This is a genomic window from Desulfosporosinus paludis (assembly GCF_045689965.1).
Lineage (GTDB): Bacteria > Bacillota > Desulfitobacteriia > Desulfitobacteriales > Desulfitobacteriaceae > Desulfosporosinus > Desulfosporosinus paludis.
On sequence record NZ_CP144211.1, the window covers coordinates 1,935,328 to 1,958,429 of the forward strand.

Below are 23,102 nucleotides of genomic sequence, written 5' to 3' on the forward strand. Positions count from 1 at the left end.
TAAATATGAAGGTCGAACCGGCAAAATCTCTTTAATTATTAGTTATCATGTGAATCTGATAATGTTAGGGAATGGATCTTTTCTACAATATTGCCTAAACCTAAAAATTCTGCCCATGTCACCTGTATGAATTCGCCGTTCTGATTGATAAAAGGATTTTCTCTCCGGTCAGAATTATACCTGAAATCAGAACCTATACGCCCTTTCAGGCAAAGCGGACGGCCGTTGGCTGCCGACTTTGCGGTGGCCCCAATAACTCTGCCGTTCTTTGAGTTAATGTCAAATTTACAGCCTGAGTCACAAAAAGTACAAGTGACTTCTTCTGTTATTAGCTCCCAATCTCTTCCTTTACCTATCATAGTTTTGTCTACAAGGGCTCCAACTGGACAAATGGCTACGCACCTGTTGCAATAGACACAAGCCGAATCTTTAAGGTCAGTGTCCATAAACGTCGAAACCTTAGTATCAAATCCACGGTTAGCAAACCCGATCACATTTCGTTCTGTGACAGCTTCACAAGTAGCAACGCATTTTCCACAAAGAATACACTTGTTTAGGTCTCTTAAAATATAAGGATTTGTGTCATCAATTGGCAGGCAGCGTTTCTCACCTTTAAACAGTTTTCCTTTGACACCATACTCATAGGCATACTGTGCCAAAGAACAGTTGCCCATTTTCTGGCAAGTCATACAATCCAAAGGATGACTGGCAACTAACAATTCCAGAATCATTTTACGCGCGTTTCTAACTTTTACATTCTGCGTCTCGACTTTCATGCCCTGCGTTACTTGGGTGACGCAAGAAGGGGGAAGATTGCGCATTCCCTCAATTTGGACGACACACAGACGACAGGCGCCGGATGAAGTAAGTTCAGGAGCATGGCACAAGGTAGGAAGGGGAATATTATTCATTCGACATGCTTCAAGCACAGTCGTTCCCTTGGGAACGCTGACTTCACGACCGTCAATCGTTAATGTAAGCAATTCCATCGTAGTTCACTCCTCTCAATTTGTTTAGCCGACAGAATTAGTCTGAGACCTCTTTTAACTGTTAGATCAAAATCCATTTCACTGAACATTAAGAACATTAATATTATAGAACTTTTCCTTTCCTGAATCTATTAAAATCTATAATCTATCGGTTTAAAACTTTTCCATCTTAACTCTAATATCCGAAGGCTTTCCAAAGTACATTGCAGTGGTCGCGATAGCATCAATGCCTGTTGCGGCATATTCAGCAATATTGCTTTCATTGATACCGCCTGCTCCAATTAGAGTAATCTTTGGATCGATTTCTCTAATTTTCTCTACGATAATTTTTAGATCGACGGCTGGAATTTTATCAAATTGTAATCCGTCTACTCCAGCTTCGGCCAACAGGCGCGCATCTTCGAGAGACTCGACCTCAACAATTATCTTCTTTTCACAAGTCTTCGCTTTTAGATGTTTCAATTCCTGCATCAGAGTCTTAATATCTCCAAGAAATGCTCGATGTTGCTCGAAAATCAAGATCGTTTCTGATAATCCTAACCTATGAGGAAAAGCCCCTCCAGCGATTATAGATTTAACGGCCAGCTCTTTAGTTCCAGGAAAAGATTTTCTAGTTGCTACTACGGTAATCTCAGGGTTGACGGATATTGCCTGATCCACCATTCTTTTAGTCCTTGTCGCAATACCCGAGCAATATTCGAGGATGTTCAAGGAGACCTTCCAGGCCATGTGTAGATTCGCTGCTAACCCTTCGGCTTCAATAAAAACATCCCCTCTGTCTACCGCGGAACCTGACGGTAGTGATCGGATTTGGTTGATTTCGAGTTTACCGAGAATCCTCGATACTTCCTCCACCCCAGATAAAACTGTAAATTCCCTGGCACTAAAACTAATGATCCCTTTCACTCTACCTATACCAAGCGATAGGGTTGTTAAATCGATATAGGGAACGTCTTCCTTAATCCATCGATCAATTGTTTCATCGCTTATATACATAGCTCCACCTCAACACTCCCATTTAGTCTAGTTTCCTTTTACAAAACCATTTTTTCAAAAACCTTCAGACCTTATGGAGATTAGCAAAGGAGAAAAGTCTAATCCCCTCAAATTACTAAAAACGCCATGACCCCCTTTTGATGTTTGATAACAAATTATAAAAAATAAGACTCCCTTAAAAAGGGAGCCGGAAATAGACCGGCGTCCCAGTCTATCTGTGCTACTCCTTTTCAAAATGTGAAGGCATGCCTGTTTCCGGGAATACCCTGAGGACCTGGAGCCCTGTCCAGCGACCGTGGATTGATCTTTAGGTCGTTCTGGCTCGGAGATTACATTATTCATTTGTCTTCTGCTGAACATTATCGGCTTGATGAAGCTTTCCGAAGCATTATTGGGCCTTATTGAGCTTCTTGACTACTTCTTGCTTGCCATGGTCTAACTTAATAATTTGATCTCCCAACATTTCGGCTTCCTGTGCATCGTGGGTTACTAAAATAAAAGGAATCTGCCATTGGGCTTGGATCTTGAGCAACTCTTGTTGAAGTGTCCCCCGCGTTTCGTGGTCTAACGCGGAAAGAGGTTCATCAAGCAACAAAAGCTCAGGTTCGGTCATTAGAGCACGAGCGAGAGCAACTCTTTGTTTTTCTCCTCCCGAAATCTGATGGGGATATCGATTTCGAAGATGCCCAATCTTAAGCATCTCTAAAACTGCAAGAACTGTAAGGACTTTATCGGAGGCGCTCCCTTTCTTAGGTTTCCCGTACATTACGTTCTTTTCAACGGTCATATGCGGGAAGAGAGCATAGTCCTGAAAAAGATACCCTATGCGACGGTTTCGGATAGGAATGTTCGTATCAAGCTCAGAGGAAAAAACAGTCTTATCCCGGATAATGATTTCTCCCCAAGAGGGTGTTTGAAGACCCACTACACATTGCAGAATTGTCGTTTTTCCGGCACCTGAATGTCCGACGAGGGCCAAAATACCATGATCCAAAGAAATATCCACATCCAGCTCAAAGGTAGGCAAATTTTTTTTAAAATTAGCCTTGAACATCAATTGCCATCTCCCTTCGAGTTATGTTTCGACCGTTTTCCCCATCGGTTCAATCCATAAATTACTAAAAAACTAAAGATGGTCATAATCATAACCAATATGCTCGCTTGCCATGTGTCGCCCGCCTCATTGTCAAAATATATGGCAATGGGCATCGTCTGAGTCTTGCCTGGAATATTTCCTGCAACCATCAACGTCGCTCCAAATTCACCCAGAGAACGAGCAAAGGCCAAGACGAGACCGGCTACAATACCATTCCAGGCCAAAGGTAGAGTTATGGTAAAGAACACCCTGATTTCGTTTGCACCCAAAGTCCGTGCGGCCTTCTCAAGATTTCGATCAACATTCTCAATAGCAACCTTGACAGACTGATACATTAAAGGAAAAGAAACAACAGCAGCCGCTATCACTGCACCTGATAAGGAAAAGACGATTCTGATATTGAACCATTGTTCCAGCAACCTACCTAAAGGGCCGTTTTTCCCAAAGAACAAGAGCAACATGAAGCCAACCACCGAAGGGGGGAGCACCAAGGGCAAAGTGATGATTGACTCGACAACATCTTTACCCAGGAACTCCCGCTTAGCCATGAGAGCAGCAATTGGTATTGAGGTACAGGCGACAATAATAACCGCTGCGAAAGCAACTTTTAGCGATAAAATGATCGGTATAATACTAAATTCCATAGGGGCTCCCCCGGAAACGAATTATTTTGCCATGGACTTAAACCCGTATTTTGCAAACACCTGTTGGGCATCTGGACCTTGTAAATACTTGAGGAAATCCGAAGCAGCTTGTTTGTTTTTGGTAGCTGCGATAATAGCGGCAGGATAAACAACAGGTTTGTAGCTGTTCGCCGGAACTGCGGCCACGACTTTAACTTTCGTAGAGCTCTGAGCATCTGATTTATAGACGAACCCTGCATCGGCGTTTCCTGTTTCAACATAATTCAGAACTGAAGTGACATCCTTTGCCATCACCAACTTAGGCTGTAAGGAATCCCAAAGTTTGAGATTTGTTAAAGCTTCTTGAGCATATTGCCCGGCGGGTACAGACTTGGGTGTACCAATACTGATTTGTCCCACGGTTGATTTGGTCAGATCATCAAGAGAGGTAACCTTGGTGTTATCTTTCCCTGTAATAAGTACTAAATCGTTTCCTAGTAGGTCAACTCTGCTGTCTTTATCAATTAGATTCTTTTTTTCTAAAGCATCCACCTGCGCTTTACCTGCAGAGATGAAAAGATCGACCGGAGCACCCTGTTCTATTTGTTGTTGGAGCGTACCTGACGCCCCATAGTTAATTGTAAGTTTCACATTAGAATTTTTCTGCTCATAATCTTTTTTAAGTTCATCTAAGGAATTTTGCAAACTTGCTGCAGCCGATACCATTACTTCTGTAGGCTTAGTTTGGGCTGTGTTTGCAGGTGGCTGAGCAGCATTTCCCGCACTACAACCAACAAGCGACAGAATCAGTAGAATACAAAGCGCAAATGACCATGAAACTTTTTTCACCTAAACTCCTCCTCTTATACTTTTCTATGTATTGTTATGCTAGCCGATGTTAGAATTATCGGAACCTGCGCTTGCAAAGCGCTTAAACCTAACAACCTCTATCTTAAACTAACATAACTTAACTACAACGTTATTATACGATATGTCCTAACACATTACCAATATTATTTTGTATTATTTTAGACATTCAAGATCTTTAAAGCCCCATAATTCAAAACGGCCTGCACCAACCTTTTTTAAGTCAGTACAAACCGTTAGCCTAGTGTCCTGCTATTTCATTATCATGACGGAACTCGCCTTAATTAGCGCCGTAACCGTGTCATCAACCTTGAGCTCCATTGTATCCGCCGATCCGGTGGTTATTGAAGCAACTACCATCGTTTGACCGCCGATATCCATAGTTACCTCAGTAGAGACAGGACCCTTTTTTATCTCTGTAATTTTACCCTTTAGTTGATTTCTCGTGGACAATTGCATATGTCGTTCACCTCACATCGCTTAATAACATTAGTTTCAATTTGTATAATTTACATTTAATATAAATTTATTTATAAATTTATTTATATATTTCCTTAATGAATAAATTAAACGTACAGCCAGTTTTTATTCCGATAAGCAGCACAATTCCACTTCCGCTATTTCCCCTGCCTTATATCCATTGCTTCCTTTCAGCATGATCGAAATTTTTCATTCTATAACCCTTTCAAACAAAACCAAATATAAACAAACAAAAGATAACTTCACTGTGTACAAGATATACTGTAATTTTAGACATTAGAATAAGCAACTATTTCGAAGATCTTTTATTTATTCAAAGAGAAGTGCATTTCGAAGCCTGCCGATAAAAAATCCTGTCTGTAACTAAAGCATCCTCGCTCCACTTTGGATAGTGAAAGGAGGATGCTCTCTGGTTAATTCTAACCGCTTTGAATTTTAAAGCCTGACTTTCATATAATGCCTTTTAATTTTAATCCTAATCCTCAAACTTTCGTCTACTTAATACAAACCGACTTTATCCTCGGTTAAGCTCATGAAGATGTTTTTCATCTGAGTATAATGTTCGAGAATTACTTTATGCGTTTCTCGGCCAATACCAGATTTTTTATAGCCGCCGAATGGGGCATGTGCCGGCAGGTTGTTATAATTATTGACCCACATGCGGCCGGTCTGGACGGCGTTAGCCACACGGAAGGCCCGATTAATATCTTTCGTCCAAACCGCTCCGCCTAAACCGAACTCGCTGTCATTGGCCATCTCAATCACTTCTTCTTCAGTCTTGAATTTGATGACCACGGCAACCGGTCCAAAGATTTCCTCCTGAGCAACCCTCATCTTATTATTAACGTCAACCAGTAAAGTTGGGGCCATAAAGCATCCTTTGTCCAAACCTTTCTCCATAATCCTGTAACCTCCGCAGGCTACCTTGGCTCCTTCTTTTTTACCGTTCTCAATGCACATTAAGACATCTTGCAAATGAGATTCATAAATCAGTGAACCTAATTGGGTGTCCTTTTCCCAGGGCAGACCCACCTTTACTTTGTTAAAGGCATTAACAGCTTCTTCAACAAACTTATCGTAAATATCTTCATGTACAAAGACGCGAGAGCCGGCACAGCAAACTTGGCCTTGGTTAAACAAGATGCCGATCTGTAAACCTTCAATCGCTTTCTCCCACGGACAATCAGGGAAGTAAATATTCGCCGACTTGCCGCCCAGTTCCAAGGTGGCAGGAATTAGTTTTTTCGCTGCGGCATCTGCGATGGTATAACCGACATCCGTCGATCCGGTAAACGCTAATTTACGAAAGCCAGGGTTCTCCAGCATGTAATTGCCGGCACCTGAGCCACGTCCTGTAATCACATTGACAACACCGGGAGGAAGTACCTGATTAAAAATCTTAGCAAGCTCCAATAGGCTTAGGGATGTATAGCTGGAAGGCTTAATGACTGTACAACACCCTGCTGCTAAAACAGGGGCAATCTTCCAGGCGCCCATTAACAGTGGAAAATTCCAAGGAATAATCTGACCAACCACACCAATGGGCTCTCTGAGAATAATGCTCAAGGTATTTTTATCGATCATTACGGCTTCGCCTTCTTCAGTCCGAATGGCTGCGGCAAAATAACGGAAATGATCGGAAGACAACGGAACGTCAATCCCCATAGTTTCCCGAATCGGCTTGCCGTTATCTAGCGTTTCAATCATGGCCAGTCTCTCAGCATTTTCATCGATCAGATCAGCAATCTTCAGTAACATACCGGATCGCTCCTGAGGACTGATATCTTTCCAAGTCTCCCAAGCTCTCCATGCCGCTTTGACCGCATCGTCTACATCTTGTTGGCTGGCATCAGCACAAGTCGCCAGTAACTCGCCGTTGGCGGGACAAATGGCTTTGAAATTTTTCCCATCTTGGGCATCAACCCATTTACCATCAATATAAAGTTTATATTGATTATCAGCTATATTTTGCATAAGTTATCCTCTCCTCTTTTAGTTGATGAATCGTTCTCTTAACAATCTTTTACTGCTTTTTCATACGGATTTGATGATTTATTAATTAATAAACATTAGGACTTCCGAAAATCGTGGTTACAATGGAATAAAGTATAATCTTTAATCTAGAAGGATGCCCGCTCAATTCAGAGCCCTAATTTACAACTAAATTTCACCTCCATCATTGAATATTAATGAATTTCTTAATTATATTGCATTTCTTATGCCAGCTTTCTTACCAGTTAATGATTTTAATAGAGACCTGCTGTTCATGAAGTTTTTGCTCTGTGAGTTAATGCAGAAAAATAACGTGGTGTAACCTATTTGTCACCTTAATGTTCAAGCCTCATTACAAATAGTGACATTCTGATAATAAGCATACTAAATTTAAAAGACAGAAAAAACAAACAGCTCCTTGGCAGGAATTTATAGCGAAACCAAGAATCTATAATGTATTACTCGTGGAAAATTCTTATCACGAATCCCACATTAGGGCTTATCCTGCAAAATATTGTCCGAATTCTATGACAATATTGGTTTTATGAACGCTAACTCTTCTCAAGAAGGAAGGCTTAAGCATGACGGGAGATATTACTCCGAATGTTACCAAAGCATGGGAGAAATTCGTCACAAATGCAATCATCGACAATGATATCGTGCGTACTGAAATAGCAGCTTCGTGGCAACGTTGTTCCGCGGCTAGCGTCAATCCGTACAGCGGTGTCAGCCACCTGCTTTTAAGCCAGCAGCAGCTTGCAGAATTGTTGGCCAAAAAAAGAGGCCTGATTCAAATCTCCAGGCTTTTTATGACAAACCTCTATCAGTTCGTTGCCGGATCTGGTTTTATCGTTATGCTCTCAGATGAATACGGCTATATCATGGATGTGATAGGGGATAATGATACAATGGCTTATGCTTCCCAACTAAACTTAAGCAAAGGGGCCAATTGGATTGAAGAAGAAGTCGGCACAAACGGCATTGGAACGGCCCTGGCCATTCAGAAACCTGTCCAAATTTCTGGTGCGGAACATTATTGTCAAAAAGTTCAATTTTGGACTTGTTCCGCAGCTCCTATTATGGATTCCAACGGCAACGTAATCGGCGTATTGCAAATGTCCGGACCCTCCTGGAAAACTCATCAGCATACGTTGGGAATGGTTGTTGCAGCCGTGGAGGCCATTAAAAATCAGATTCGAGTTCAACTAAGAAACAGAGAATTGACCTTACTTAACAATAGACTGAAGAATATCATCCTTACGGCATCCGACGGAATTGTTGTTATTGATAAAGAAGGCGTGATCGAACAAGTAAACCCCATTGCTGAAAACATATTCTTACAACCAGAACTGGAGATCAAGGGAAACTCAATTACGAACTACCTCGGAAGTTCACTTATCGTCAAAGAAATGTTGACTACAGGGGAGCCTTATAAAGAATCTGAAGTGATAACTAATACTTTCAATGGCAGCGTTCATTGCCTCTCTTCCGGCAAACCGATTAAGGATGATAATGGTGACATCACAGGCGGAGTAATTTTCATCAATCCCATCCATAAAATCAAAAATTTGATTAATCGTTTTAGCGGAGCGCACGCCACTTTTCGGTTTGATGACATTGTCGGTGTGAGCCCTCAACTCATCAAGAGTATCAGATTAGCAAAAATTGCTGCTGGAAGCAAAAGTCATGTGCTTCTGCAGGGGAAAGCGGCACAGGCAAAGAAGTATTTGCCCAGGCCATTCATAACTCAAGCTACCGCAAGAATGGACCATTTGTAGCCATAAATTGCGGAGCTATTCCCAGGGAACTGATTGGCAGCGAACTTTTTGGCTACGAAGGAGGTTCCTTTACCGGAGCTAAATCCGGCGGCAGACCAGGCAAATTTGAAATGGCCTCGGGAGGAACGCTTTTCCTGGATGAAATTGGCGACATGCCACTGGAACATCAAGTAGCCTTGCTCAGAGTATTACAGGATAAGCGCATCACCCGAATTGGCGGCTATAATACCATTATGGTGGATGTGAGAATCATCTCAGCCAGCAATAAAAACCTGCAAACGGAAGTTATGAAAGGAAATTTCCGTCAGGACCTCTTCTTTCGCTTAAATGTCATTAATATTCCCTTGCCCCCTTTGAGGGAGCGCCGGGAAGATATCTCTTTATTATTTAACGCCTTCTTTAAGGAAATATGCTGCAGGATGGGGGTCGGCTTTCCATCTGTAGATTCACAAGTCATCGCCTATCTGGAGCAACACGATTGGCCAGGAAATGTTAGGGAATTACAAAATGTGATTGAGAGGATGGTCAATCTGGCCAACGGACAAAGCATTGGTCTAGAGCACCTTCCGGAAGAAATCATCACCCCGCATCCTCGCACGTTGAAATTAAAAAAAGAGGGCTTCTTTACACCCTCAAAAATAACCGATGAAACTATTAACATAAAAGAGTTATTAGCTGATAACGAGAGAGTAGAAATCATCAATAAGCTGTTGGCGTATAACGGCAACATTAGTAATGTTGCCAGAGATATGGGAATTTCCAGGAATTCTCTTTATAAGAAGCTAAAAAAATTTCATATTTCCACTCGCTGAATTATCATTACTCTCCAGACTCGATGGTAAAATCAACGTTTTCATTGAGGTTACACGCTCACTTCAGATCCTGCTGCATACTATAAAGCAACGAAAACTATGCAGAAGGAGATTTCCTAAGATGGACTCAGGTGGGTTATATTTTGCCATATTTTTTACAACCTCGGGGGCAATGAGGTTCCATAGGCTTTTACGCAACAACAACATAACCACGGAAATTCTGCCGGTTCCCAGAAGTCTGAGTACAAGTTGTGCCGTCGGAGTCAAGTTTTCTTACAACAGAGATTTGAGTACGCTAATTACCGAATATATAAAAGAAATATATCTTATTCAACATAATCAATATATTCTTAAGTACAACAAAGGCACAACCGTATAGTTGAGTCAATAATCCGCAGCTTGCCCGGCGAATCCTTATGGAATGGGCTACCTTTAAGCTTTGGAAGTGAAAGTGTGAAAGAGATATATTTAGATAACGCAGCGACTTCATACCCAAAAGCCCCAGGTGTCAGTGAGGCAATTTCATTTTACCTGTCCTCTCTCGGCTGCAATGTTAACAGAGGGGCTTATACAAAGGCGTATCAGACAGAAGAAATTATTTATGAGACACGAGAATTGCTTTGCCGTCTATTTCACTTTAGCAAACCAGAGAACGTTGTCTTTACAAAAAATGTTACTGAAAGCCTAAACGTAATAATCAAAGGACTCCTAAAAACAGGCGATCACGTCATAGTTTCATCGATGGAACATAATGCCGTAATGCGCCCGTTAAACAGCTTAAGGGCACAAAACCTCGAAATTACAATTCTCCAAGGCAACGCCGAAGGTGATTTATGCGATGAACGGCTGAAGTTGCTTCCAAGCCTGATAAAGTCCAATACAAAAGCAATCGTTATGACATCCGCTTCGAATGTTTGTGGTACGATGCTGCCCTTAAAGGAAGTCGGACGGTTCTGCCGAGAAAATCATATTTTTTTCATCGTGGACAGTGCTCAAACAGCGGGTTTTTCAGAAATAGATATGGACTTGTATAACATCGATGCCCTTGCCTTTACCGGACATAAAGGATTGCTGGGTCCCCAAGGGATTGGGGGATTTTTAATCAACGAATCCGTTGCAGCCTTAATAGACTCACTTATTGAAGGAGGAACAGGAAGCTTTTCCGAGCTTGAAAATCAGCCGACTTACATGCCTGACAAATTTGAAGCGGGAACGTTGAATGTTCCCGGCATTTTTGGCCTAAATGCCGCTCTAAAATATCTTTTCAAGGTTGGCATTAGGTTAATCCGTGAACAAGAGTTACATCTTCTGGATCTATTTATTTCCAGGCTATTAGAAATTCCAGCTTTACGACTCATCGGAAAAAGAGATCTCAATGAGAGAACCTCGATAGTTTCAATTGATTTTCCCAATCATGATAATGCAGAGCTAAGCTATTGGCTCTATAAAGACTATGGAATAATGACACGCTCAGGCCTTCATTGTGCTCCATCTGCTCACAGAACTTTGGGTACTTTTCCACAGGGAACCCTGCGCTTTAGTTTTAGTCACTTCAACAATGATAAAGAAGTTTTCCAGACCATCGATTGCTTATGGCGGAGTTTAAAACTTCTAAACCATCCATCTCATTTATGATTCTGGATGGTTCAGCTCCTTTTGGGTACCCAAACGCAAAAACCAAATTAAAAATCTTTTTGTAAATAACAAATCATGTTAGTGATACATCTAGTCAAGGGCTTTCTTCGTTAGCTTATGAATTACAACAAACCATCAATAAATTTAATCTTTAAGCTGCTTCGCAGAAACTTAGAAGCCTAGGAACCTTAATATAATATATCAAGGATTCTAGGCTTCTTCGCGTCATGAAGTGAGATCCTGAACAAAATCAAACATTTGCGGGTTCGTTAAATCAACTTTAAGTTCGCGCAAATACTCTCCATCCTGTCTTTTTTCCATGACGCTGGATGAGATTCCGATCTCGACGTCGAAATCAGCCAGCAAATTCATTCGGCTTACATGAAATTCAAGATACTTGTGTTCTTGATTGATCGTATAGTCATGATAGCCTGCCCGAAGGAAAATTTCTTCCACTTTGGGGATGTCCTTGCTGAAGACTTTAGCGGATTTAAGGAAGAAATCTTGGGGCGAAAAGTAAATATTTCTTTCAAGCTGTTGCCGGTTATTCTGACGATAAATCTGACCGGTATTTTTGTTTTCTAAGGAGCAATAATGGACTCCGAGCTTTAAACCCTCGTCAGCAGCAAATTCCAACAGTGCAAGACACTCAGCCTCACTTTGAGCTACCGGCAGCGCACCGGCGTACCAATAATCATAGAGAACCCGGAAAGGACGGTGCTTAATTTTAAACCCTTTCTCACGGTAAATATTCGCGTTAAAAAAAGGATAACAAAATTCCAGCAGATTGATCCCGTAAACCCCTAACTGATCCAAATCGCGCAGCAACCCCTTCATGATCTCCAATGATCCTGGTAAAACAGGCATCTCTACCATAACTGCTGGAATATAGTTTTGCGCCAAAGCTATTCGTTCCAGAACTCTCTGTCGTTTCTCACTGGCATCTTCCAGCTTAATACTAAAACGAATCTCATTAAGTTGGGTCTGAGCGAGTTCGTTTAGACTTCCCTGATCAAGAAAATCACCCGTTGTGTAGAGACGGGTATGTGCTTGGGGAAACTTCTTCCTCCCTTCAATAAAAAACTGAACCATTTCCTTCTTATGAAGTGTAGGTTCTCCTCCGGTTAGGGCTAAATAGTCTACTCTTTGTCCGCTATGCTGAAGTTCATCTAAGTCTGTTATAAAATTACGTTTATTCCGAGCAAATTGGCGATAATCTGCTTGGTTAGGATTAAAACAGAAATAACACTTCCTGTTGCACATTAAAGAAATAAACATCGTCACACTGCCCTCAGCAGTCTTGCAGGCTTCACAGGCAGGAGAAATGCGGTTAAGGAAGAAGCTTTTTTGATTGTTTCGGACAGTTACACCTTTTGACTTTAAGCGTTCCAACGTTGAGGCTATCTCTCCATCTTTGCCCCCAGCGTCGATTTCAATCCCGCTCGATCGTACTTGTTGCAAAAAATTTTCATAAATTTTGATATAGATGCCGGCATACTTGGCAAACTCCGGATTCCTTATCTGTTTCACAGTACTCTCGTTAATATCGATAATCATGTTATTCCCCATTTCCATTGGTATATAAAATGAAGTTCAAAACAATGCTTCTATATTAAAGATACTTGAAATATTTTAAAGAGACAAGTTTCGTAAGCTCTAACTCTATCGGCTTGAATAAACTGCTATGAATATAAACTTGTCATTTGTTATAGGTATCATTTATGATATCTATAAAGGATTCAATTTTCGTTAATATTCGACGATTTGTCGTATAAAGGAGAATCGTTATGGAATCATCAGTATTGTTGGAACTTCAAACTGAGCTTTTGGCAGAGCTGGCCTCAGGAAATGGGCTAAGAGGGCTCACGAAGCGTATGTCTCTCTTTCTGCAGAGACCTGTCCTTGTCACTGATCCTGCCTACCGTATTCTCGCTTGTCATGGCAGCTCGTTAAACGTAGTGGAAGGCATGTTGATTTCGCCTTGTTTTGAAGAAAATAAACCTAACCGTTGTCGGCTTGCGTCTGAACACAATCAGATGGCTGGTATCTATGATATTTATATCCAACGAAAACGGCAAGGCTCTTTAATCATGCTGGAAGAAAACTCCACAGAAGAAGAATCAAATCAAATCGGGCAACAAATAGCTCTCTTATGTGCTGTCGAGTTTAATAAAAGCAAGAGCCTCGAGACCTTGCAGCGCCGCTATCAAGATGCTTTTATTTATGATCTGCTCTACAGTAATATCGATTCACTGGCGGATATCTTGCTTAAGGCCGAAATCTGGGGTTGGGACTTGAACCGTCCTCACAGAGTAGTAGTTTTTCGCCTCGGAAGTTTGGATTGTAACCCTGAAGAAAAAGACTTACTCGTTACTCTAACGGCAATCATCGAAGAACAGGTAGCCCAAACTGAAGGTAAGCCAATTATCATGCAAAAGAACGAACAAATTATCCTAGTACTTCCTACCAATGATCGCAAGCAACGTGAACAGAAAGCTCAGCTAAAGACTTTAAAAGCGGTGGTCGATTATATGGCCAGACCACTTTTAGACAAAAAAATACTGTCCGTGGGAGTTGGCAGAGTTTACAACAGCCCTACCCATTTCTTTCGAAGTTACCAAGAAGCTAAAGTAGCTCTAGAGTTGGAAGGTATGATGGATAAACCATGTACTGTTGCCTTCTTTTCAGATATGGGCGTAGCCAGAATCTTATTTAATCATGACCAAAGTGAGCTAACGGAGTTTTACCAGGAAACACTAGGTGAACTGGAAGACTATGATCTGAAACATAGCAACGATTTATTAACAACCCTGGAAAAATATATTGCCAATCGTTGTGAATTAAGAGCAACTGCTGACGCGCTTTTCCTTCATCCCAATACACTTCGCTACCGCTTAAAAAAAGTGGAAGAGATTTTGGATGCTGACCTGGAAAACACAGATACGAAATTAGACATCATGGTGGCTCTAAAGATTAAGCGCCTCAAAAAGGCCTGACTTTGAGAGGGTGATCTATCTGGCTGAAAGTAACTATCAAATATTTCACAACGTATGTCCGCGAAACTGTTATAATACCTGCGGAATTCTTTCCTACGTCCGAAACGGAAAATTAGAAAAGGTGGAGGGGGATCCTGCCCATGGTTATACTCAAGGGCGGCTTTGCGCCAAGGGTTATGCTTATCCAAACTATGTCTATAACCCAGAACGCTTGCGGTATCCTCTTTGGCAATATCCCAAAGGATCTGGACGCTGGCAAAGGATCAGCTGGGAAAAAGCCTATGAGCTGATAGCTGACCAGATTCTTGAACTCAATCGACGCTACGACTCAAACCTGGCGCTGGCTTATAATAAGTTTTCAGGAAATATCGGCTTATTAAATGATGCCGTCAATGGCATGTTCGACAGCCTGGGAACACATACAAAAGCTGTGGGAAGCCCTTGCGCCTCAGCCGGCATGGATGGGGTGGCTTACAGTTTCGGCCATAATTTAAGCAGTGATCCTGAAATGATGGTCAAAGCTGACTATATTGTGATCTGGGGAGCGAACCCCGCCTGGACGGCGATCCACCAGTTCCACTTTATTAACGAAGCCAGAAGAAAAGGCGCAAAGCTCATTGTCATAGATCCCATTTATACTACAACTGCAGCTAATGCTGATATGTACTTCCAAATTCAGCCTGGAACGGACGGTCTGTTAGCTCTTGCGATCATTAAAGAGCTAAGCAAACAGAAAAAGAGTAAAATTAACGTTCACGACTTACCAGGTTGGCAGCAGTTCAAAAGTTATTTAGACTCTAAAATTGATTTGAGTACTGTCACTCAACTAACAGGCTTGCAACTAGAAGCAATCACTGAACTAAGTAAAATTTATAGTTCCGGTCGAGCTATCAGCACCTGGGTTGGTTTCGGGCTGCAGCGGCATGTTAACGGTGGGCAGAATGTGCGAACCATAAGTTCTCTAGCAGGGCTAACAGCTAATCCAAGCATACCTGGAAATGGATTTTACTATTTTCTTCCCGCCAGCTCTTTATTTCCAAGGGGATTAGCTAACCTGCAGCCCCCTACACAACAATTGAAGAATAAGGAGAAAATAAATCATCGTCTTTTGAATATAAATACCTTCGCAAAAGATGCCCTCTCTCTCGGCAAGCCTCCGGTTAAATTTTTGTGGATCGCCAGCCGAAACCCTCTCGCCCAAGATCCTCAACCTCAATATTGGCAGAAACTCATCGACCAACTGGACATGATGGTAACCGTCGATCTCTTTATGACCGCAACTGCCAAATTATCCGACCTCGTGCTCCCAGTTACAAGTTTTTTTGAAGCCTATGATTTAAATCCCGGCTATTGGCACTACTGGGTAGGAATTAACGAACAGGCTATTATGCCTTATTATGAATCTAAAAGTGATCTGGATATAGCTAAGGAACTCTCCCAGAAGCTTAACCAGATGCAGCCGAATTTTTCATTTTTCCCAGATCTTACCGCTGAAGAATGGATTGAAAAAGAATGCTCCAAGGATATCCTTTCTCTTTTAAGAATCAATAGCTGGCAAGCTCTGAAAAAAGCTCCCCGTAAACTTCATTTGGAGTGCTTGTTCGATGCAAAAACTGCAAAACCCACCCACTTTTCTGAATTCAGAATCTTTTCCCGTGACGCTAAAGATGACAGTTTACCCGCTCTACCCAAGGCAAGTTTTCCATTTACCTCCGACCAACGTTACCCGTTTCGCCTGCTTTCCCCTCAAAGCTTGCTGCATATCCACTCTCAACATCAATGGCTGCCTCAGTATATGAAGAACCATATGAGTAAGTCCATTGAAATCAATGATAAGGATGCCCTGAACCGAGGCCTTGCCGAAGGTAACTGGGTCACAGTTTACAATGCTACCGGAGCTTTTAGCAGCCAATTGCATCTTAATCCTCTACTGCCTAGGAATATTCTTGTCGCCCCATTAGTCTTAGCTTCGGGCTCTGTAAACAATGTTATTCACCATATGCCGACAGATATGGGGAAGCTCGGCGCTTCAGTCAACAGCAGCGCTTTTTATGATGTTTTCGTAGATCTTAAAAAACAGTGAGGTAGTTAGAATGGTTATGCAGTTAGGGTTTCTCTTTGATGAGGGACTTTGTGTAGGGTGCCGGTCCTGTGAATCGGCCTGTATCAGCGAAAATCAAACCCCTGCCGACGTACGGTTACGCAAAGTTACGGAAACCTCTCCCCATACGTTCCTTTCGATGTCCTGCAATCATTGTGATAGCCCGGAATGTTTCCGAGTCTGCCCTCAGAGAGCTTTTACTAAAAAACAAGATGGCATCGTCAGAATTAATCGGGATCGCTGTGACGGATGCGGAATCTGTCTCACAGCCTGCCCTTTCCATAGTCTCCAGTTCAACCCTCAAGACCACAAAGTCACGAAATGCGAGCTCTGTTTTCCCCGCCTCCAAACAGGTTTAAGCCCGGCCTGTGTCACTGCCTGCCATACCGGAGCTTTGAAATTGATTAAACTAGGCAGTGATCTGGAGATCAACACTACAACAACTCTGCCGGAATTTCCTGATATTCGCTTGACTCGACCTTCAATTCGCTTCCGACCCAAACGATCCACGCAGAGATCATGGTTCCTTTCTTAACGACAATGTCAGCCCGCTGACCATTGTCGTTTTTTTTAATGATAATTAGTTTTTTGTATTACATGAACAATAAGCGCTATGTATCTTTGTTCACATTCACAATGTGCCCTATAGTACAATTACTCATATAGCACTATTAATTTTAACTATTTTGGAGGTGATCCAACTGTGGCAAATCTTATAAACAAGGCGAAAGATTATATGCTGAGCAGGCGCTCCTTCCTAGGCTGGACAGCAACACTAACCGCAGGAACAGCAGCGATGGTTACCCTTCCAGGTTGCGGCCTGGTCAAAGTCGATGCGGACAAGGCAGCGTCATTAGCAACACAGGAAGGCAAATGGGTTACGGCGGCTTGCTGGCATAACTGTGGCGGGCGATGTCTAAACAAAGCCTATGTCGTCGACGGAATGGTTGTCCGACAGAAAACAGACGATACCCATCCTGACAGCCCTGATTATCCTCAACAGCGAGCTTGTTGGCGCGGGCACTCCCAACGACAGCAAATTCTTGGCGCTGACCGTCTAAAATACCCGATGAAGCGCAAAAACTGGGCGCCTGGCGGCGGTCAGAAAGAGTTGCGCGGCAAAGATGAATGGGTACGTATCTCCTGGGATGAAGCCTTAGACTTAGTCGCTACCGAGCTGAAACGCATTAAAGACAAGTACGGCAACAGGTCAATCGTTGGTCAAGTGAATCAAGGTATGGAACGTACGCTGGCACTATTTGGCGGCTTCACAACAACTTGGGGCTCTACGTCCTACGGTACTTGGGTCGACGCCGGTCCGGCCATTGCGGGGCCTTATGCTTCAAGTTACAGTAATACCGGAAATGACCGTTTTCGCCAGCGGATGGCTAAATTAATCATTCTTTGGGGTGTCAATCCGGCCTGGAGTCAGGGAGGCAGCCCAACCTATCACTATATGCAAGCTAAAAAAGCGGGGGCCAAGTTTATCTATATCGACCCATTCTTCACGGATTCTGCCCGTATTCTGGCCGACGAATGGATTCCGATTCGCCCTGCTACAGATGCAGCTATGATGTTAGGTATGGCTTATGTGATGATCACAGAAGATAGTCCCGCCCACCCACTGATTGACTGGGACTTCCTTAACCGTTGCACTGTCGGGTTTGATACGGATCATATGCCTGAAGGAGCAGATCCAAAAGAAAACTATAAAGACTACGTTCTGGGGACCTTCGATGGGCAGCCTAAAACCCCTGAGTGGGCCTCAGAAATTTGCGGTGTACCTGCAACCAAAATCCGGGAACTTGCTTTAGAATACGCTTCGACTAAACCCACATGTTTAGTGGCTAATGCAATCACCAGGACTCATCGCGCTGAACAAACCGTTCAGAATATCATTACTTTAGCCTGTATGACCGGAAATATTGGTATCCCCGGTGCAAGCGCAGGCTTAGGAACCCATGGCTCCGCTGCCAACGCCGGGCCTGCGTTAGTCAATCCCGGATCAAATGATGTAGCCACCCTGAAAAATGCAGTCACTGATAAAATCAATCAAAATGAGATCTGGAGCGCTGTGCTTGACGGAAAATATACCGCTAGCCTGAACAATGTTCAAGACATCGATTTACGCTGTTTCTATTACGATGCTGTTTCTTTCTTGAATCAGAAAATGGGCGCAACCAAAGGTGTCGAGGCTCATCGTAAGAAGCTGGAATTCGTGGTTACCCAAGCCTATGTTTTGAACACTCAGGCTAAATTCTCCGACATCGTCCTCCCTTGTACAACCCAATGGGAAAAATCCGGAGGTTTCTTAACCGGCAACCGAGAAATGCTCATTATGTTCAGCAAAGTCATCGATCCTCTCTTTGAGGCGAAAGACGACATCTGGATCGCTACAGAAATCGGCAAACGCCTCGGTCTGGATACGAAGAAAATCTCATCTCCTTCCCTGCAACAACAAGTCTTTAACCAACTGGCCGGAGCCAAAGTCCTGAACGAGGACGGTAAGACCTGGGAGAAGCTGGTCACAATTACTGATGCGGATATTAAAGCCATGGGGGTTACCGGGAAACCGCAAACCGGACGGATTTCTTATCCGGAATTTAAGGAAAAAGGAATCTATCAGGTGCAGAGAAAGCCAGACGACAACTTTGGCTTCACAGAATTTGAAGATTACCGCAAAGAACCGGATAAATTCCCCCGGGATACACCCAGCAAAAAAATTGAAATCCATTGCCAAACCCTGGCTGACAAAATTAAGAATTACGGTTTTACGGAAATGTCGCCAATCGGTAAATATTTTAAGCCTGAGGAAGGTTACGAAGACACCTTTAAAGATTGGAAAAACAAAGTTAAAGGCGATTATCCTTTCCAAATGTACACCATCCACTACCGCCGTCGTTCCCATTCCATTTTTGACAACCTGCCTTGGCTCCGTGAAGCCTTCCCGCAAGAGTTTATTATGAGTGTAACGGATGGGAAGCAACTCGGGCTTAAAGAAGGAGATATTGTTAAGATCACGAGCCGACATGGTGCCGTCATCCGCCCTGTCCACCTCACCGAACGAATGACACCGGGAGTAACTACCTTAGGCGAAGGAGCCTGGATTGAACTGGATGAAGAAACAGGGCTCTGCACCTCCGGTACAGTAAACATTCTGGAAGGCGGTATCCCAACAGGTCAAGGCCACATGGGGTCCAATTCCTGCAATATCAAAGTAGAGAAGTATGACAAACCCCTTCTTGCCGATTATAAGTGGCCACAAAGAATTATCTTTTAGGAGGTGAAAAACTGTGGGACAAAAAGGATATTATCTTGATATGAACGCCTGTATCAGTTGTCATACCTGCCAAATTGCCTGTAACGATATCAACAATCTGGAAGTAGGCACACTCTTTCGGGAGATTCATGAATTTGAAGGGGGAGGTTTCCCCAAACCCTGGGCTTACGCCTTCTCCATGAGCTGCAATCACTGCGCCGAACCTAAATGCGTCAAGAATTGTCCGACCGGTTCTATGTCCAAACGGGCGGATGGAATTGTAATCCACGATAATGCCAAATGCATTGGCTGTAAGCTCTGTACTTGGTCCTGCCCTTATGGAGCACCCAAGTATATTGAGAAAACCGGCAAAGTCGGCAAATGTCAACTGTGTTACCAACTGATTGACCAAAAGCAAAATCCACCCTGTGTTGATGCCTGCCCCATGAGGGCCTTAGAAGTAGGCGAGCTTGATGACTTGCGCAAAAAATACGGCGGAACAGCAGATATAAAAGGATTACCGGATTCCAGCATTACGCATCCGTCAATTCTTTTAAATCCAACGACTGACGCTAAGAAGTAAAGGAGGTATTGTATGGCTAGCACAGAATGGCCTTTAATTATCTTCACCATACTCACTCAAATGGCCGTAGGTACCTATATTGTCCTAGTGATCTTACGTTCTCTCCTCTCCAAGAAAATTGATCCGCAAACTGCGGTTAAGCTTACCAATTTTGGACTACTCGCTGTAGGTCCCATCATGGCCATCTCCCTGCTCATTTCTCTGTTTCATCTAGGCTCTCCTGCAATTGCTTTCTACTCCATCGCCAATCTTGGCTCATCTTGGCTCAGCAGAGAAATCTTTTTTAGCGGTGTGTTCTTTTTTCTCTGGATTATCACTTATTACTTTAACTCTAAAAACAAGTCCGGAAATGCCCTAAACTGGATTACAGCGATTATCGGATTGTTGGCTATTTTCAGCATGTCCAGCATTTACAGTTCTTCGATCATGCCGGCTTGGATGGCTGCTGATACGTTTATTTCCTTTTTTGGAACCACCTTTGTCTTAGGAATGATCGCATCCGCAGCAACGATTGGTTTTTCTGCCAAAGGGGAAAAGCTCCAAGAAGCTACCGTTTCTTTGCTCCAACGCATTAGCTTGCTTACCTTAGCTGTGATCGTTCTTCAATTGATTTTCTTACCTCAATACCTGTCTGGTTTATCTGGAGGAGGTCAAGCTGGTCAAACTTCAGCGCAGCTGCTCTCCGCCACTTACAGCTTCCCCATGATTTTGCATTGGCTTCTCACAGTGGTGGGTGCTGCTCTTGTCACCTATGTTCTCTACAAAAAAGGACCTGAGAAACTGATGACACTTCCCGCAAGCACCATTTATCTCGCTTTTATCATTGTTCTGGTCGGTGAGTTCGTGGGCCGCTACCTGTTCTACGCCATTGCGGTGCCTATTAGTTTCGGCTAAGGCATAATAATACCCCTAGAGAATTCAAGACAGACAGAAACCCATAGAGTGGTTCATCCGACTACTATGGGTTTCTGTTTTTAAAATCCCTATCCTTTTGAAAATTATTTTTTAAATATCTAGTATTCCAGGTCTGATCATGTAAGAATGATATTGATTATCTAAAGGAATGCTAGGAGTGATACCGTCAATGCCTTATTTTAAATTGCCTTATTGGAAATTTTCAGGGTCATTAATTATCATAGTAGCATTGGTCTTTGGGCCAATTAGTCAGACTACACGAGTTACTGCGCGTCATGCAGGAGGATTCTCTTGTTTCCTGATTGCAGCCTTGCTGATTTTATCTGCATTTAAAGCAATCTTCTACGAATTTGTCACAGATAACAATAAACGCAGCAAGGCCCAAAAGTTCTTCCCCTATTGCCATCAATGTTTAGGCTGGACCTTATTTATACTCATAGGTTATCATAGTCTGTTTTTCCTTAATCTTTTCCTTTGGCCTGCGGCTAAGATAACGGTCTCTTTACTCATCACCGGGATATTAGCCACTATAGGTTTTATTCTTGTCATGGTGTCAGGTTTGGATATTAATAAGGTGTTGGAGCGAAAACTATTCAGATCGGCCTATTCCCGACATCTTTTTACCATTGTTCTACTGGCGTTTCTCATTGTGCTTCATATCAACATCTAGTCCATAGTTCTAAGTTCCAGATTCAGAAACCTTTCCTTATATAAACTTTTGAAAACAAGTTGATATTTTGGATAGATTAAGCTGCAAAAAGTTCACGGTAAAGGAGCTATTTAAATGACAAACATCAAAGAAACGGTGCTTCCGCTTATGGAATTGCGAGTCTCGGCGTACAATCTCTTGCGCTGGGCATTTCTTCAAGAACCTTCTAAGAAATTCCTTCAATCCCTTTCAGAGAGCGTCTTGCAAGAATTCCCATTTCAAGACGAACGCACAGAAATTTCTCAAGGAGTACAAGCTATTATTAGCCAACTCAAACTTGCAGATTTTCTGAGTGAAGAAAACTATGACCGCCTGCATTGGGATTATACACGTATGTTCATCGGGCCTTATGAACTTCCTGCCCCACCTTGGGAATCCGCATATCTCAACGAAGAACGTCTATTATTCCAAGAAGAAACTTTGGCTGTCCGCAGAGCCTATCTAAAATATTCATTGGTCGCTAAAGAGTATGGGCATGAAGCCGATGATCATCTTGGCTTAGAACTGGATTTTATGTACCAGCTCAGCCTGCTTGCTCTACAAAAAATCAACGAGGAAGATTACGGTGGTATGGTAGAAATCCTGCTGGATCAACAAGATTTCCTTGACGAACATTTGTTAAAATGGGTTCCTGACTTCTGCCAAAAGGTTGAGCAAAGTGCCCAAACAAAATTCTACCAGGGTATGGCTAAGATTTTACACGGTTATGTAACGATTGACAGACAAGCTGTTGAAGAACTTATATCTTACGAATATTAGACAACAAGTTTGAAGTACATTAATTTATTGCCTATAGTTTTCTTCAGGATAAAGAAAACTTGGCTAACAAGTGCGAAGGCACTGCCTTCGCACTTGTTAGCCTTGGCGAAGGCGGCTGCCTTAGTTGCACTTATGCTTCAGAAAGTATACAACAAAGTTATACTTTCTAAGTAATAGAACAAACTGACGCGTTCACTAAACTGTGAGCGCGTTTTGTCTGCTCCGAGGAAGCAGACACATCCTTGGGTCAATCCCTCTCACGCATTCAACGAGAGAGGAAAAAAAATCCCCTCACGAGGAGGGGGAAAGAAGAAGGAACAGGCCTTACGAAAAAACACTAAGCTTGCGAGCTAGTAGTTACCTTCTATAATAAACCATACTTGTTACGATTTGATGAACAATGTGTGATTATAATGTTAAACCTTATAATGGAAATACCAACATGACGATACCCTTTTCCCCCAAGCCATTAGGCCAGGGGGGAACCTAATTAGGCACTCAAGGAATGTAAC

20 protein-coding genes, 1 pseudogene and 1 riboswitch are annotated in these 23,102 nt (G+C 42.7%); of the genes and pseudogenes, 13 read left to right on the forward strand and 8 right to left on the reverse strand.

Annotation, left to right across the window (positions count from 1 at the left end; all coding sequences use genetic code 11):
- Positions 1-38: 38 nt before the first annotated feature.
- The 7 genes from VZF35_RS09830 to VZF35_RS09860 form a co-directional block, all read right to left on the reverse strand.
- A complete protein-coding gene (locus tag VZF35_RS09830; RefSeq protein WP_407313172.1) occupies positions 39-989 on the reverse strand; it encodes a 2Fe-2S iron-sulfur cluster-binding protein in 951 nt (316 codons plus the stop codon).
- 153 nt (positions 990-1,142) lie between these two features.
- The gene (gene modD, locus VZF35_RS09835; RefSeq protein WP_407313174.1) at positions 1,143-1,985 is read right to left on the reverse strand and encodes a ModD protein; all 843 of its coding nucleotides are present in this window, start codon (positions 1,983-1,985) and stop codon (positions 1,143-1,145) included.
- 207 nt (positions 1,986-2,192) lie between these two features.
- A riboswitch (molybdenum cofactor riboswitch) is annotated at positions 2,193-2,325 on the reverse strand.
- A 48-nt stretch (positions 2,326-2,373) separates the two neighbouring features.
- A complete protein-coding gene (locus VZF35_RS09840; protein ID WP_407313176.1) occupies positions 2,374-3,039 on the reverse strand; it encodes an ATP-binding cassette domain-containing protein in 666 nt (221 codons plus the stop codon).
- On the reverse strand, positions 3,039-3,725 hold the full coding sequence (modB, locus tag VZF35_RS09845; RefSeq protein WP_407313178.1) for a molybdate ABC transporter permease subunit: 687 nt from the start codon (positions 3,723-3,725) through the stop codon (positions 3,039-3,041). Before modB ends, VZF35_RS09840 begins: the two co-directional genes overlap by 1 nt.
- Before the next feature lie 21 nt (positions 3,726-3,746).
- Complete coding sequence (gene modA / locus VZF35_RS09850; protein WP_407313180.1) at positions 3,747-4,553, reverse strand: molybdate ABC transporter substrate-binding protein; 807 nt, start codon at positions 4,551-4,553, stop codon at positions 3,747-3,749.
- Positions 4,554-4,823: 270 nt separating this feature from the next.
- On the reverse strand, positions 4,824-5,030 hold the full coding sequence (locus tag VZF35_RS09855) for a molybdopterin-binding protein (protein ID WP_407313182.1): 207 nt from the start codon (positions 5,028-5,030) through the stop codon (positions 4,824-4,826).
- 519 nt (positions 5,031-5,549) lie between these two features.
- Positions 5,550-7,025, reverse strand: coding sequence for an aldehyde dehydrogenase family protein (locus tag VZF35_RS09860; protein WP_407313183.1), 1,476 nt, complete (start codon positions 7,023-7,025; stop codon positions 5,550-5,552).
- An 827-nt stretch (positions 7,026-7,852) separates the two neighbouring features.
- On the opposite strand from VZF35_RS09860, the gene VZF35_RS09865 reads away from it, so the two are divergent.
- The 5 genes and pseudogenes from VZF35_RS09865 (at position 7,853) to VZF35_RS09885 (ending at position 11,268) form a co-directional block, all read left to right on the forward strand.
- Positions 7,853-8,821: a sigma-54-dependent Fis family transcriptional regulator gene (locus VZF35_RS09865; protein ID WP_407314567.1), complete on the forward strand. Its 969-nt coding sequence runs from the start codon at positions 7,853-7,855 to the stop codon at positions 8,819-8,821.
- Positions 8,743-9,117 (forward strand): annotated as a pseudogene (locus tag VZF35_RS09870) (sigma 54-interacting transcriptional regulator); the annotation flags it as partial. The gene VZF35_RS09865 and the pseudogene VZF35_RS09870, both read left to right, overlap by 79 nt.
- Positions 9,118-9,342: 225 nt before the next feature.
- On the forward strand, positions 9,343-9,633 hold the full coding sequence (locus VZF35_RS09875; RefSeq protein ID WP_407314569.1) for a helix-turn-helix domain-containing protein: 291 nt from the start codon (positions 9,343-9,345) through the stop codon (positions 9,631-9,633).
- Between the two features lie 121 nt (positions 9,634-9,754).
- Positions 9,755-10,012 carry a DUF3343 domain-containing protein gene (locus VZF35_RS09880; RefSeq protein WP_407313185.1) on the forward strand — a complete coding sequence of 86 codons (258 nt, stop codon included), beginning with the start codon at positions 9,755-9,757 and terminating at the stop codon, positions 10,010-10,012.
- A 74-nt stretch (positions 10,013-10,086) separates the two neighbouring features.
- Entirely contained in the window at positions 10,087-11,268 is a 1,182-nt protein-coding gene (locus VZF35_RS09885) for an aminotransferase class V-fold PLP-dependent enzyme (RefSeq protein WP_407313187.1), read from the forward strand.
- A gap of 225 nt (positions 11,269-11,493) precedes the next feature.
- On the opposite strand, the gene VZF35_RS09890 is transcribed toward VZF35_RS09885, so the two are convergent.
- Positions 11,494-12,837 (reverse strand): radical SAM protein, encoded by a 1,344-nt coding sequence (locus tag VZF35_RS09890; protein ID WP_407313189.1) that lies wholly within the window; start codon positions 12,835-12,837, stop codon positions 11,494-11,496.
- 218 nt (positions 12,838-13,055) lie between these two features.
- Between VZF35_RS09890 and VZF35_RS09895 the strand changes: the two genes are divergently transcribed.
- The 8 genes from VZF35_RS09895 to VZF35_RS09930 all read left to right on the forward strand — a co-directional run bounded on the left by VZF35_RS09895 (position 13,056) and on the right by VZF35_RS09930 (position 22,590).
- Positions 13,056-14,264 (forward strand): PucR family transcriptional regulator, encoded by a 1,209-nt coding sequence (locus tag VZF35_RS09895; protein ID WP_407313191.1) that lies wholly within the window; start codon positions 13,056-13,058, stop codon positions 14,262-14,264.
- Positions 14,265-14,274: 10 nt separating this feature from the next.
- Complete coding sequence (locus tag VZF35_RS09900; protein WP_407313193.1) at positions 14,275-16,347, forward strand: molybdopterin-dependent oxidoreductase; 2,073 nt, start codon at positions 14,275-14,277, stop codon at positions 16,345-16,347.
- A gap of 10 nt (positions 16,348-16,357) precedes the next feature.
- Positions 16,358-16,900: a 4Fe-4S dicluster domain-containing protein gene (locus VZF35_RS09905; RefSeq protein WP_407313195.1), complete on the forward strand. Its 543-nt coding sequence runs from the start codon at positions 16,358-16,360 to the stop codon at positions 16,898-16,900.
- A 168-nt stretch (positions 16,901-17,068) separates the two neighbouring features.
- On the forward strand, positions 17,069-19,645 hold the full coding sequence (locus tag VZF35_RS09910; protein ID WP_407313197.1) for a molybdopterin-dependent oxidoreductase: 2,577 nt from the start codon (positions 17,069-17,071) through the stop codon (positions 19,643-19,645).
- A 13-nt stretch (positions 19,646-19,658) separates the two neighbouring features.
- Positions 19,659-20,207, forward strand: coding sequence for a 4Fe-4S dicluster domain-containing protein (locus VZF35_RS09915; RefSeq protein WP_407313199.1), 549 nt, complete (start codon positions 19,659-19,661; stop codon positions 20,205-20,207).
- Between the two features lie 12 nt (positions 20,208-20,219).
- The gene (locus VZF35_RS09920; protein WP_407313201.1) at positions 20,220-21,101 is read left to right on the forward strand and encodes a dimethyl sulfoxide reductase anchor subunit family protein; all 882 of its coding nucleotides are present in this window, start codon (positions 20,220-20,222) and stop codon (positions 21,099-21,101) included.
- 190 nt (positions 21,102-21,291) lie between these two features.
- The gene (locus VZF35_RS09925) at positions 21,292-21,792 is read left to right on the forward strand and encodes an iron reductase (RefSeq protein ID WP_407313203.1); all 501 of its coding nucleotides are present in this window, start codon (positions 21,292-21,294) and stop codon (positions 21,790-21,792) included.
- 114 nt (positions 21,793-21,906) lie between these two features.
- A complete protein-coding gene (locus VZF35_RS09930; protein ID WP_407313205.1) occupies positions 21,907-22,590 on the forward strand; it encodes a molecular chaperone in 684 nt (227 codons plus the stop codon).
- The last annotated feature ends 512 nt before the right edge of the window (positions 22,591-23,102 follow it).

What these genes read in the sequence shown, in the direction of transcription:
- VZF35_RS09860 (WP_407313183.1), bottom strand. Translation starts at nt 7,025, where the DNA reads ATGCAAAATATAGCTGATAATCAATATAAACTTTATATTGATGGTAAA.
- modB (WP_407313178.1), bottom strand. Translation starts at nt 3,725, where the DNA reads ATGGAATTTAGTATTATACCGATCATTTTATCGCTAAAAGTTGCTTTC.
- VZF35_RS09890 (WP_407313189.1), bottom strand. Translation starts at nt 12,837, where the DNA reads ATGGGGAATAACATGATTATCGATATTAACGAGAGTACTGTGAAACAG.
- VZF35_RS09895 (WP_407313191.1), top strand. Translation starts at nt 13,056, where the DNA reads ATGGAATCATCAGTATTGTTGGAACTTCAAACTGAGCTTTTGGCAGAG.
- VZF35_RS09865 (WP_407314567.1), top strand. Translation starts at nt 7,853, where the DNA reads ATGACAAACCTCTATCAGTTCGTTGCCGGATCTGGTTTTATCGTTATG.
- VZF35_RS09875 (WP_407314569.1), top strand. Translation starts at nt 9,343, where the DNA reads ATGGTCAATCTGGCCAACGGACAAAGCATTGGTCTAGAGCACCTTCCG.
- VZF35_RS09925 (WP_407313203.1), top strand. Translation starts at nt 21,292, where the DNA reads ATGCCTTATTTTAAATTGCCTTATTGGAAATTTTCAGGGTCATTAATT.
- VZF35_RS09905 (WP_407313195.1), top strand. Translation starts at nt 16,358, where the DNA reads ATGGTTATGCAGTTAGGGTTTCTCTTTGATGAGGGACTTTGTGTAGGG.
- VZF35_RS09830 (WP_407313172.1), bottom strand. Translation starts at nt 989, where the DNA reads ATGGAATTGCTTACATTAACGATTGACGGTCGTGAAGTCAGCGTTCCC.
- VZF35_RS09920 (WP_407313201.1), top strand. Translation starts at nt 20,220, where the DNA reads ATGGCTAGCACAGAATGGCCTTTAATTATCTTCACCATACTCACTCAA.
- VZF35_RS09840 (WP_407313176.1), bottom strand. Translation starts at nt 3,039, where the DNA reads ATGTTCAAGGCTAATTTTAAAAAAAATTTGCCTACCTTTGAGCTGGAT.
- VZF35_RS09930 (WP_407313205.1), top strand. Translation starts at nt 21,907, where the DNA reads ATGACAAACATCAAAGAAACGGTGCTTCCGCTTATGGAATTGCGAGTC.
- VZF35_RS09880 (WP_407313185.1), top strand. Translation starts at nt 9,755, where the DNA reads ATGGACTCAGGTGGGTTATATTTTGCCATATTTTTTACAACCTCGGGG.
- modD (WP_407313174.1), bottom strand. Translation starts at nt 1,985, where the DNA reads ATGTATATAAGCGATGAAACAATTGATCGATGGATTAAGGAAGACGTT.
- VZF35_RS09855 (WP_407313182.1), bottom strand. Translation starts at nt 5,030, where the DNA reads ATGCAATTGTCCACGAGAAATCAACTAAAGGGTAAAATTACAGAGATA.